The sequence below is a fragment of the [Mycobacterium] fortunisiensis genome, from assembly GCF_019050325.1.
Classification (GTDB): domain Bacteria; phylum Actinomycetota; class Actinomycetes; order Mycobacteriales; family Mycobacteriaceae; genus Mycobacterium; species Mycobacterium fortunisiensis.
In genome coordinates this window covers 79,205-90,244 of record NZ_VOMB01000022.1, presented here as the reverse complement: position 1 = coordinate 90,244, position 11,040 = coordinate 79,205, and the positions used below count along the sequence as shown (strand labels likewise).

Below are 11,040 nucleotides of genomic sequence, written 5' to 3'. Positions count from 1 at the left end.
TCAAGAATCGTTCCCCAGCAACACTTTTGGAGAGTTCTGACTGTTAGGTCCACTTAAGCAGATAAGCAGTACATGTGTTTGATTATGTCATCGGGCACCGACAAAAGTGGCCGATCTTTCAAGACATCGGTGACAGTTCTGCATCAGGACACCGGTAACAGTTCCGGTGTCCCGCCAGGACCTGAAGAAGAAGCCGCGCTGAGGGGTCAGCGCGCCAGCGCGGCCCGCCAGGCGCCGAGCTTGTCCTCGTAGCGCATGGTCTGGGCGGGGCTGGTCGAGGGCAGCCGCACACTGGGCAACGAGGGCGCGCCGACCAGTCGGCGGTAGTTGGCCTCGGCGGCGGCGCCGTTGAACACCAGGCGTTGCAGGGTGCGATGCGCGGCGAAGAACGCGTCAAAATTATTGGGTACCATACTGTCCCGCTCCACCGATGAGTCCAGGCTGCCCACCCGTCGGCACGTCTTGAGCACGTCCCACACCGCCACCTCATGGCTGCACAGCGCGGCAACCCGGTCGGGATATGGTGCGTCGGGGTCGAATCCGAAGAGCGCACCGGTGATCCGCCAGAACGCATTGCGTGGATTCCCGTAGTACTCACCGGAGGCCAGCGACATCACGCTGGGCATGTTGCCCAGGACCAGCACCCGGGGCGCTCCACCGACAAGGGGATCCAGCCCGCGCAGCAGTTCCGTCATGAGCTTGCCAGCAGGTCGGACACCGTGACGAATCGGTAGCCGACCGAGCGCAATTCATCGATGAGGCGCGGGACCGCGGCCCGCGATGCCTCGCGGCTGTCGTACATCGCGTGCAGCAGGATGATCGAGCCCGGCCGCACGTGGGCGACTGTCTCGGCCACGATCGCACCGACACTGGCTCCCGTGGCGGAGTCGGGTTCGACGTCCCAGGTGACCATGGTCCGATCATGGGCGGACAGGTAGCGCGGCAGCGTCCAGAGCTTTTTGGCGTAGGGCGGGCGGAAGGTGATGGGGCCTCGGTATCCGGTATTCCGGATCGCCGCGTCGGTTCGTTCGATTTCGTCGGCGACGGTGTCCTGCGATGTCAGCACCATCCGTCGGTGCGAGAAGCTGTGGTTGCCGATCTCGTGGCCGGCCGCCGCAATCGCGGCGCCGAACTGCGGCGCGGCCGTCAGCTCGGCGCCGGTCAGGTAGAAGGTGGCCGGGACGCCTGCGTCGTCGAGCATCCGCAACAGGTCCGGCGTGTGGTTGCCAGGGCCGTCGTCAAATGTCAGCGCAACGACTTTGGTCGCGGTGTCGACCCGGGGCACGAGTCGTCCGGTGAGCGCGAAAGTACGCGAGTTCATCACCCAATGGCCACCGGCGAGCACGGTCACCGCCACGGCGAGCAGAACCAGCAGGCTCCATGTCCAACGGCGCATCTCAGCATGTATACCAAGGGCCGGCGTGGCCGGCGTAGCGTCAGGCGGGCAGAGCTTTATCGAATCTTCATCGAACGACGACGGCAGTCACATGGAACCTCGGGAGGCTCGATGGGGAGACGCTCGACGAGACGGAGGAACACGTAGCGATGTCCAAACTGACGATGCTGAGCGCCGGGGCTGCGGTCGCGGCGGTTCTGGTGGCGGGCTGTGGCAACGAGACTGCCGAGAAATCTGCCGACGTGGAGGTGACCACGAGTTCGTCTGCGGCGGCGAGCCCGTCGGGCCCCGTCGAGGCGGACCAAGCCGCACACAACGACGCCGATGTGATGTTCGCGCACCACATGATTCCGCACCATCAGCAAGCGGTCGAGATGAGCGATGTGTTGCTGGCCAAATCAGGTATCGATGCGCAGGTGACCGAGCTGGCCACCCGGATCAAGGACGCCCAGGCCCCCGAGATCGCGCAGATGCAGGACTGGCTGAGGCAATGGGGCAACCCGCCGATGCCGCCCATGACGCCCGGCGGCGCAGATCACGGCGGGGGCCACGGCGACATGCCCGCCATGCAGGGCATGGTCTCGGAGGCCGACATGACGGCGCTGCGCAACGCCGAGGGGGCGGAGGCGGCCAAGCTGTACCTGACCCACATGATCGCCCACCACGAGGGCGCGATCGTCATGGCCAAGGACGAGATCCACGATGGTCAGTACCCCGCAGCGATCGAGTTGGCCCGTACGATCGTGAACACTCAGCAGCAGGAGATCGGCCAGATGCGCCAGATCCTGGGCACGCTCTAACTGCTCGGCAGCACGATCGTGAAGGTGGTTCCTTCGCTCGTGTTGGCCACCCGGATGTCGCCACGGTGTGCCTCCACGAGGGCTTTCACAATCGCGAGTCCGATGCCTGAGCCACCGTGGTCGCGGTTGCGTGCCGGGTCGGCCCGGTAGAACCGCTCGAAGACATGGGGCAGGTGTTCGGCGGAGATGCCCTCGCCGGTGTCGGTCACCGTCAGCGTGACCGTGCCGCTGCCCGGGCCGGTGGTCGCGCCGATCGTCACCCGGCCGCCGGCCGGGGTGTGGCGCAGGGCGTTGTCGAGCAGGTTGCCCAGGATCTGGCCCAGCCGGTGCGGGTCGGCCCACAGGGCAGGCAGATCCACCTCGGCATGCCACTGCAGTGTCACGTCCTTGTCGGCGAAGCGGTCTTTGGCGGTGTCCACCGCGGCAGCCACCACGGTGGACACCGAGACGGGGCCGGGGGTGATCATGAGCGAGCTTTCCTCGGCCTGGGCCAACGCGGCCGCGTCGCCGGCGAACCGCACCAGTCGGTGTGTCTGTTGCCGCAGCGTCGCGACGGTCTCGGGGTCAAGGGTTCTCACGCCGTCCTCGATGGCTTCGAAGTAGGCCTCCAGTACAGAAACCGGGGTGCGGATCTCATGGGCAAGATCGCCGAACAACCGGCGTCGACCGGCGTCGACAGCTTCCAGTCGGCCGGCCATCTGATTGAAAGACTGTGCCAGGGAATCGAATTCGTCTCCCAAATGGGCCGGTTCAACCCGCGAATCGTAGTGGCCGTCGGCGATCGCGGTGGCGGCTTCGGCGACCTGGGTCAGCGAGCGTTGCAAACGTCTGCCGATGTACCAGGTGACGATCAGGGCGGCCACGACCGCCACGCACAACGCCACGCCGATCGAGATCACGGTGGCGTAGACGTAGGCCTCTTCGGCGTGCATCTGCTCGGCCGAATGGCCGGAAACGCCTGCCCGGTGCAGATGTTCGCGGAACAGTGGTGGCCCGACGATGGCGGCCACCAATCCGGTGGTGCCCGCGCCGGCCACCAACACGAGCGCCTGGGCGGACAGCAGCCGGGTGCGCAGTCCGACGTTCATCGCCGGCAGCTTTGCCCGGTGCCCATCCGGTACCCGACGCCGCGGACCGTGACCACGTACCGTGGGTCGGCCGGGTCGTCGCCGAGCTTGCGTCGGAGGTGACCGATATGGACGTCGACGAGGTGCTCGTTGCCGACATAGGTCGGCTCCCATACCGTTTCCACGAGTTGGCGACGGCTCAGCGCGACTCCCGGGCGGGCCGAGAGGGCGGACAGCACGTCGAATTCGGTGCGGGTCAACATGATCGCCTCGTCGTCGAGAAAAACCTGGCGGGCGTCGACGTCGATGCGCAGTGCGCCGAACACCCGGCCGCCGGCCGGCGTGCCGACGGAGCGAGGGCGGCGCAACATCGCGCGGACCCGGGCAACGAGCTCGCGTGGGCTGAACGGTTTGGTCATGTAGTCGTCGGCGCCGACCGACAGGCCCACGATGGTGTCCATCTCGGTGTCGCGGGCGGTCAGCATCACCACGTAGGCATCGGAAAACGTGCGCAATTGGCGGCAGACCTCCAGGCCGTCGATGCCGGGCAGGCCGATGTCGAGGATGACCACGTCGGGGTCGACTTCGCGGGCGCGGTGCAGCGCGGTGGCACCGTCGTGGGCGACTGCGGCCTCGAACTGTTCGCGGGCGAGGTAGCTGGCGATCACGGAGGCCAGCGGGGCTTCATCGTCGACGACCAGGGCTCGGTAGCCACCCGGGGTGTGTTCCATCTGCCCATAGTGCAGCAGGGCTGGGGGAGGGCCAGCCATTTGATACCCTAGGGGGGTATAGTATGTATCGACCACGAGACCTGCTTCGGGAGGAAACTGCATGACTACCCAGACCGTCACCGTGACCGGCATGACCTGCGGACACTGCGTCTCGTCGGTGCGCGAAGAGGTGGGCGGCATCCCCGGCGTGCGCACCGTCGACGTCGACCTGGCGACCGGGCAGGTGACGATCGGCAGCGACAGTCAGCTCGATCCGTCCGTCGTCAGCGACGCGGTCGCCGAGGCCGGCTACGCCGTCGTGGGCTGACCCTGACATGGGTGCGTCGCGCAAACTCATCGGGTTCGTCATCGGACTGGCCGCGGTGTTCGCCGTGTCGTTCGGCGTCGGCTCGGCGGTGATGCCGCACGGCGGTGAACACACCGACCACGCAGGCCGGCACGACGCCGACACCGTCGGGTACACACTCCAGCTCGGTGAGACCGAGCTGCGGGCCGGGACTGCGGTACCTCTGCGGTTCCGCATCGCCGACGATTCCGGCGTCCCGGTGACCGACTACGTCGAGAGCCACGAGAAGCTGCTGCACCTGATCGTGGTGCGCGCCGACCTCGCCGACTACCAGCACGTCCATCCGGTGCTCGACGCGTCGGGCACCTGGGAGGTGCCACTGGATCTGACCCAACCTGGCGACTACCGGGTGTTCGCGGACTTCGTTCCGGCCGATGGCCAGCCGGTGACGCTCGGCGCCGACATGACCGTCGCGGGGAAATACCAGCCCCAACCGCTGCCCGCCCCAGCCGACACTGCCACGGTCGACGGCTACACCGTCACGCTTGCCGGGGCAGCCCGGGCCGGTCAGCCATCGGAGTTGACGCTGTCGGTCAGCCGCGCGGGCCGGCCCGTCACCGATCTGCAGCCCTATCTGGGGGCGTACGGGCATCTGGTCGCCGTGCGCGCGGCGGATCTTGCCTACCTGCATGTGCACCCGATGAACGAGGCGGCCGATCCGGGCACCGCCGCCGGCCCGCAGATTGCGTTCCACACCGAATTTCCCAGCGCCGGTGCCTACCGGCTGTTCCTGGATTTCAAGCACCGCGATGCGGTGCACACCGCCGAATTCACCGTCGAGGGGGCATCATGAGCACCGCCACCGAACACGTCGTTCTCGAGATCGGTGGGATGACGTGTGCCTCGTGTGCCGGACGTATCGAACGGAAGCTCAACACGATCGACGGCGTCACCGCGACGGTGAATTTCGCCACCGAGAAGGCCACTGTCGACGTCGCGGGGGAGGTGACGCCCGATCAGCTGATCGAGGCGGTCGCCTCGGCGGGCTACACCGCACAACTACCGGCCGCCGAACCGGCCGAAGGCCGCGCCGACGACGATCCGACGACGGCGCTGCGCACCCGGCTGTCCGTCTCGGCCGCACTGACGATCCCGGTCGTGGCCATGGCCATGGTGCCCGCGCTGCAGTTCACCAACTGGCAGTGGCTTTCGCTCACCCTGGCCGCGCCGGTTGTGGTGTGGGGTGCACTGCCGTTCCACCGCGCGGCCTGGTCCAACCTGCGGCACGGCACCGCCACCATGGACACTCTCATCTCGATGGGCACCCTCGCGGCCTTCAGCTGGTCGCTGTACGCGCTGTTCTGGGGCACCGCGGGCGTTCCGGGCCTGACGCACTCGTTTTCGCTGGCCATCTCGCACACCGACGGCACCGGCAACATCTACCTGGAAGTCGCGGCCGGGGTCACCACGTTCATCTTGGCCGGCCGGTATTTCGAGGCCCGGTCCAAACGCCGCGCCGGTGCGGCGCTGCGCGCCCTGCTCGAGCTGGGCGCCAAGGACGTCGCGGTTCTGAAAGAGGGTGCGGAGCACCGTATTCCGATTGAGTCACTGGCCGTCGGCGATCTGTTCGTGGTCCGGCCCGGTGAGAAGATCGCCACCGACGGCGACGTGGTCGAGGGCACCTCGGCGGTGGACGCGTCGATGCTCACCGGTGAATCGGTCCCGGTCGAGGTGGCTCCCGGGGATCAGGTGGTCGGCGCCACGGTGAACGTGGGCGGTCGGCTTGTGGTGCGGACCAAGCGAATTGGATCCGACACCCAGCTGTCGCAGATGGCCAGGCTGGTCGAGGACGCCCAGTCCGGCAAGGCGCAGGCGCAACGCCTGGCCGACCGGGTCTCGGCGGTCTTCGTGCCGATCGTCATCGCGCTGGCGGTGGGCACCCTCGGTTTCTGGCTGGGGTCCGGGGGATCGGTGGCCGCGGCCTTCACCGCTGCGGTCGCGGTGCTGATCATTGCCTGCCCATGCGCGCTGGGCCTGGCCACCCCGACGGCGCTGCTGGTCGGCACCGGCCGCGGCGCCCAGCTCGGCATCCTGATCAAGGGGCCCGAGGTGCTGGAATCCACCCGCCGGGTCGACACCGTGGTGCTGGACAAGACGGGGACGGTGACCACCGGGGCGATGACGCTGCTGGACGTGATCGCCGCGCCCGGTGAGGATCCCGCCGAGGTGCTGCGGCTGGCCGGGGCGGTCGAGGACGGTTCCGAGCACCCGATCGCCCGGGCGATCGCCACGGGCGCCCGCGACAAGCTGGGTGATCTGCCCGCGGTACAGGACTTCGCCAACGCGGCGGGCCTCGGGGTGCAGGGTGTCGTCGACGGGCATGCCCTGGTGGTGGGGCGACGTCAACTGCTCGCCGACTGGGGACAGCAGTTGCACCCGAACCTGGACACCGCGATGGGCGAGGCTCAGGCGCTCGGCCGCACCGCTGTTGCGGTGGGGTGGGACGGGCAGGCTCGCGCGGTCCTGGTGGTCGCCGACGCGGTGAAACCCACCTCGAATGAGGCAGTGGCACAGCTGCGCGCCCTCGGTCTCGAGCCGATCATGCTGACCGGCGACAACGAGGCGGCAGCCCGGGCGATCGCCGAACAGGTGGGTGTGCACGAGGTTTACGCCGAGGTGCTGCCATCGGACAAGGTCGACGTGATCAAGCGGCTGCAGGACGAGGGCCGGGTGGTGGCCATGGTCGGCGACGGGGTCAACGATGCCGCAGCGCTGGCCCAGGCCGATCTGGGACTGGCCATGGGAACCGGCACCGACGTCGCGATCGAGGCCAGCGACCTCACCCTGGTGCGTGGCGATCTGCGGGCGGCCGCCGACGCCATCCGGCTGTCGCGCCGCACCCTGGCCACCATCAAGGGCAACCTGTTCTGGGCCTTCGCCTACAACGTGGCGGCGTTGCCGCTGGCGGCCGCCGGGCTGCTCAACCCCATGCTGGCCGGCGCCGCGATGGCCTTCTCCTCGGTGTTCGTGGTCAGTAACAGCTTGCGGCTGAGGCGCTTCCGGTGAAGGCTCTCGCAGCTCTCATGGCGATCGTCCTGTGGGCGGCTGCGTTCGCGGGGATAGGGCAGATCCCGAATCACGACCACCCGGTGCATCTGCCACATCCGGTGGCTGCCGCCATCGGCGCCGACAGCGGTGATTTGATGCTCGATCACCCGCACCTCGGGGATGATGCGGCTTCACATGTGCCGGACGGCTTCGCCGCAGCAGTACTGCCCAGGACTTCTCTTGCCGTGGCAGCATTCTCGGTGGTCGTGCTCATCGTGGGCTGCGCGCTGTTGTGCGGGTCCGCAGCGGTACGTGCGCAGCGGGGCCCACCCGACCGGCACGGTGTCCTGATCGCCGGCCAGGAACTTCTGCTCCGGATCTGTATCGCGCGCCGCTGACCTGTACGCCTCCAACGGTGTCCAGGTCAGTCGCCGTGTGCTGCACGGCCCAAGATACAGAAGCGAAAGATCCATGAACCATGCCTTTCTGACCCGCAACTTTCACGTACTGCGCCGAAACCGTGGGCCCAACACCATGGTCGGGCACACGCCCGCCCTGCGGGTCTGTGCACCGTTCGCCGAGGGCGGGCGCGGATTCTGGGCCAAGCTGGAGGGCTTCAACCCCGGTGGTATGAAGGACCGCCCCGCCATGCACATGGTGGAGCAGGCGATGGCCCGAGGTGAGCTGAAACCCGGCGGACGCATCATCGAATCAACCAGTGGCACATTGGGGTTGGGTCTGGCCTTCGCCGGAATGATGTACCACCATCAGGTGACCCTGGTGACAGATCCAGGGCTTGAGCCGATCATCGCGCGCATGCTGACCGCCTATGGCGTCGAAGTTTCCACCGTCGCCGAGCCGCATCCCACCGGCGGTTGGCAGCAGGCCCGACGGGATCGGGTGGCCGAGCTGCTCGCGTCCGACGACACCGCCTGGTATCCGGACCAGTACAACAACCCGGACAACGTCGCGGCCTACCGCCCACTGGCACTCGAACTCAACGCCCAGGTCGGTCACGTCGACGTGCTGGTGTGTTCGGTCGGCACCGGCGGCCATTCGGCCGGGGTGGCGAAGGTGCTGCGGGAGTTCAACCCGGACATGCGGCTGATCGGGGTCGACACGATCGGCTCGACGATCTTCGGACAACCGGCCGCGGCCCGCGTCATGCGGGGGCTCGGCTCAAGTATCTATCCCCGCAACGTCGACTACGGCGCCTTCGACGAGGTGCACTGGGTCACCCCGGCCGATGCGGTGTGGGCCTGCCGCACGCTGGCGTCGACGTACTACGCCAGTGGGGGCTGGAGCGTCGGTGCGGTTGCCCTGGTCGCTGGCTGGGCGGCCCGAAACCATGCACCGGAGACCACGATTGCCGCAGTGTTCCCCGATGGTCCGCAGCGCTATTTCGACACGGTGTACAACGACGATTACTGTCGCGAGCTCGGTCTGCTGGGGCACCAGCCGGCCCACGAGCCCGAGACGATCGACGATCCCGGCGAACGCGTGGTGCAGTCGTGGACCCGCTGCCAGACGGTCACCGATCCGATGGCGGTGACGCCGTGAGCGGAATCGTCACACAGTTCCGCAGTTTCGACCTGCCCAGCCGGCTGTTGATGATCAACCAGTTCGGCATCAACCTCGGCTTCTACATGCTGATGCCGTATCTGGCCGGCTATCTGGCCGGACCGCTCGGGCTGGCGGCCTGGGCGGTCGGCCTGGTGCTCGGGGTTCGCAACTTCTCGCAGCAGGGCATGTTCATCGTCGGCGGCACGCTGGCCGACCGGTTGGGGTACAAGCCGCTGATCGTCGCGGGATGCCTGCTGCGCACCGTCGGGTTCGGGTTGCTCGTCGTGGCCGAATCGCTGCCGGCCATGCTGATCGCCTCGGCGGCGACAGGTTTCGCCGGAGCCCTGTTCAACCCGGCGGTGCGGGCATATCTGGCCGCCGATTCCGGCGACCGACGGGTCGAGGCGTTCGCGGTGTTCAACGTGTTCTATCAGGCCGGGATCCTGTTGGGTCCGCTGGCGGGAATGGTGTTGCTGGCCTTCGATTTCCGGGTGACTGCCGCAGCGGCGGCCGGAGTCTTCGCACTGCTCACGGTGGCTCAGCTGCTGGCACTGCCGCGGCGGGGCATCGAGCCGGTGGCGCAGCGGAGTTCGGTGCTGCAGGACTGGCGCCGGGTCGTGGCCAACCGGGGATTCCTGTTGTTCGCGGCGGCGATGATCGGCTCTTACGTGCTGTCGTTCCAGGTATATCTGGCCTTGCCGCTGCAGGCTGCGGTACTGCAGCCGGGGAACGAAACCGCACTGGTGGCAGCCGTGTTCGTGGTTTCCGGGCTGATCGCGGTGGGCGGCCAACTCCGCATCACGCGGTGGTTCGGCCTGCGGTGGGGGCCGCGCCGCAGCCTGGTCGTCGGTCTGCTGGTGCTCGCGGTGTCCTTCGTCCCGCTGGCTGTCGTCCCCGACGCGGGCCGTTTCGGTACCTTCGCCGCGGTCGCTGCACTGCTCGGTTCCGCGGCACTGCTGGCCCTGGGATCGGCTGCGGTGTTCCCGTTCGAGATGGACACCGTGGTGGCGCTGTCCGGAGATCGCCTGGTGGCCACGCATTACGGGTTCTACAACACCGTGGTCGGTATCGGCATCCTGCTGGGCAACGTCGCCACCGGTTCGCTCATCGGCGCAGCCCGCGCCGCCGGCCTCGCCGAACTGGTGTGGTTGGGCCTCACCGCCATTGGGCTGATCTCCGCGGTGGCCCTCTATGCGCTGACGCGTGACGGCGGGAGGTTGGCGACCGGCTCGTCGCTCACTGCACCGGGACCGTGATGCCTTCCGACGGCTGCACGATCACAAAGCCGTTGCCGTGAAACGCCACCTGGAGGGCCTCCCCGGAGCCCCGGCCGATCAACGCGCCGGCTTTGAAACTCGTCTTGATCTGGGTCTGCAGGTGCGCCGACCAGGCCACCACGGCATTGGTGTCGGCGAAGGTCGGGGCCTCTGCGGCATCAAGCACCACGGGCGGGCCGTCAGTGGTCAGCGCTACCCAACCGGTGCCGCGCAGGGTGGTGTTGAACAGGCCGCCGGTGGCGATGCTGCCGCCGCGGACCCGTTCGATGTTCCAGTCCAGGCTCGACGAGAAGGCCAGGACATTTTTGCCGCTGATCGACAGGCCGGAATTGGACAGCTGCAGCAGGTGCACGTCGAATCCCTGATCGGCCAGGAACACATCGCCGGAGCCCTGGCAGCGCATCAGCGGAAGGCCCTCGCCGGTCAGCGCCTTCTTGATGAACTTCGATGCGCCGCCGCCCTCGAAGGCGAAGTCGACGTTGCCCTGGTAGGCGACCATCGATCCCTGCCGGGCCATGAACGGTTCACCCAGCCGGACCCGCAGCATCTTCTTGTTCTGGGTGGCGATCGGCGTCGCCTCTTTCTCACTGAACCGGCCGTCGACGAGATCCCCACTGATCCCGGCGAATCCGTCGCCCTGAGCCTGCTGGTGCTGGTGCTGGGCTTGTGGTTCGGCTTGCGGCGGCGTACCTGCGAGCGGGGCTCGGCCCTGTTGTCCCTGATGAGAAACCTGGTCGGTCCAGGCTTGTCCGTCCCACCACCGGTATTCGTAGCGGCCGTCGGGATCGGGCAGCCAGCCGGGTTGCCAGTTTCCGTTCACAGTCGTTCCTCGAATCGTCGGTGGACCGGAATCGTCACCAGGTTACAAGTCG

The 11,040-nt window shown here is 67.6% G+C and carries 12 protein-coding genes; 7 read left to right on the top strand and 5 right to left on the bottom strand.

From position 1 onward, the window contains the following. Window positions 1-206: 206 nt before the first annotated feature. Both FR943_RS20285 and FR943_RS20280 read right to left on the bottom strand, forming a co-directional pair. A complete protein-coding gene (locus tag FR943_RS20285; protein WP_217160059.1) occupies window positions 207-695 on the bottom strand; it encodes a DNA-deoxyinosine glycosylase in 489 nt (162 codons plus the stop codon). Then, on the bottom strand, window positions 692-1,396 hold the full coding sequence (locus FR943_RS20280; protein WP_217160058.1) for a polysaccharide deacetylase family protein: 705 nt from the start codon (window positions 1,394-1,396) through the stop codon (window positions 692-694). Before FR943_RS20280 ends, FR943_RS20285 begins: the two co-directional genes overlap by 4 nt. A gap of 149 nt (window positions 1,397-1,545) precedes the next feature. Between FR943_RS20280 and FR943_RS20275 the strand changes: the two genes are divergently transcribed. Beyond that, entirely contained in the window at window positions 1,546-2,196 is a 651-nt protein-coding gene (locus FR943_RS20275; protein ID WP_217160057.1) for a DUF305 domain-containing protein, read from the top strand. Here FR943_RS20275 and FR943_RS20270 read toward each other — a convergent pair. Together FR943_RS20270 and FR943_RS20265 are read right to left on the bottom strand one after the other, a co-directional pair. Further along, window positions 2,193-3,284: a sensor histidine kinase gene (locus FR943_RS20270; RefSeq protein WP_217160056.1), complete on the bottom strand. Its 1,092-nt coding sequence runs from the start codon at window positions 3,282-3,284 to the stop codon at window positions 2,193-2,195. The two genes, FR943_RS20275 and FR943_RS20270, sit on opposite strands and share 4 nt — an antisense overlap. After that, the gene (locus FR943_RS20265) at window positions 3,281-3,994 is read right to left on the bottom strand and encodes a response regulator (protein WP_217160055.1); all 714 of its coding nucleotides are present in this window, start codon (window positions 3,992-3,994) and stop codon (window positions 3,281-3,283) included. The genes FR943_RS20270 and FR943_RS20265 overlap by 4 nt, the downstream gene beginning before the upstream one ends. A 100-nt stretch (window positions 3,995-4,094) precedes the next feature. Between FR943_RS20265 and FR943_RS20260 the strand changes: the two genes are divergently transcribed. From FR943_RS20260 to FR943_RS20235, 6 genes are all read left to right on the top strand, one after another. Continuing rightward, entirely contained in the window at window positions 4,095-4,301 is a 207-nt protein-coding gene (locus FR943_RS20260; RefSeq protein ID WP_217160054.1) for a heavy-metal-associated domain-containing protein, read from the top strand. Between the two features lie 7 nt (window positions 4,302-4,308). Next, a complete protein-coding gene (locus FR943_RS20255) occupies window positions 4,309-5,133 on the top strand; it encodes a DUF8832 domain-containing protein (RefSeq protein ID WP_217160053.1) in 825 nt (274 codons plus the stop codon). Further along, window positions 5,130-7,346, top strand: coding sequence for a heavy metal translocating P-type ATPase (locus FR943_RS20250; RefSeq protein WP_217160052.1), 2,217 nt, complete (start codon window positions 5,130-5,132; stop codon window positions 7,344-7,346). The genes FR943_RS20255 and FR943_RS20250 overlap by 4 nt, the downstream gene beginning before the upstream one ends. Then, the gene (gene lpqS, locus FR943_RS20245; protein WP_504970603.1) at window positions 7,343-7,726 is read left to right on the top strand and encodes a putative copper homeostasis (lipo)protein LpqS; all 384 of its coding nucleotides are present in this window, start codon (window positions 7,343-7,345) and stop codon (window positions 7,724-7,726) included. Before FR943_RS20250 ends, lpqS begins: the two co-directional genes overlap by 4 nt. 73 nt (window positions 7,727-7,799) lie before the next feature. Then, on the top strand, window positions 7,800-8,888 hold the full coding sequence (locus FR943_RS20240) for a PLP-dependent cysteine synthase family protein (RefSeq protein ID WP_217160050.1): 1,089 nt from the start codon (window positions 7,800-7,802) through the stop codon (window positions 8,886-8,888). Beyond that, window positions 8,885-10,147 carry an MFS transporter gene (locus FR943_RS20235; RefSeq protein ID WP_217160049.1) on the top strand — a complete coding sequence of 421 codons (1,263 nt, stop codon included), beginning with the start codon at window positions 8,885-8,887 and terminating at the stop codon, window positions 10,145-10,147. Before FR943_RS20240 ends, FR943_RS20235 begins: the two co-directional genes overlap by 4 nt. Here FR943_RS20235 and FR943_RS20230 read toward each other — a convergent pair. Then, window positions 10,128-10,988 (bottom strand): AIM24 family protein, encoded by an 861-nt coding sequence (locus FR943_RS20230; RefSeq protein ID WP_217160048.1) that lies wholly within the window; start codon window positions 10,986-10,988, stop codon window positions 10,128-10,130. The two genes, FR943_RS20235 and FR943_RS20230, sit on opposite strands and share 20 nt — an antisense overlap. Window positions 10,989-11,040 lie beyond the last annotated feature (52 nt).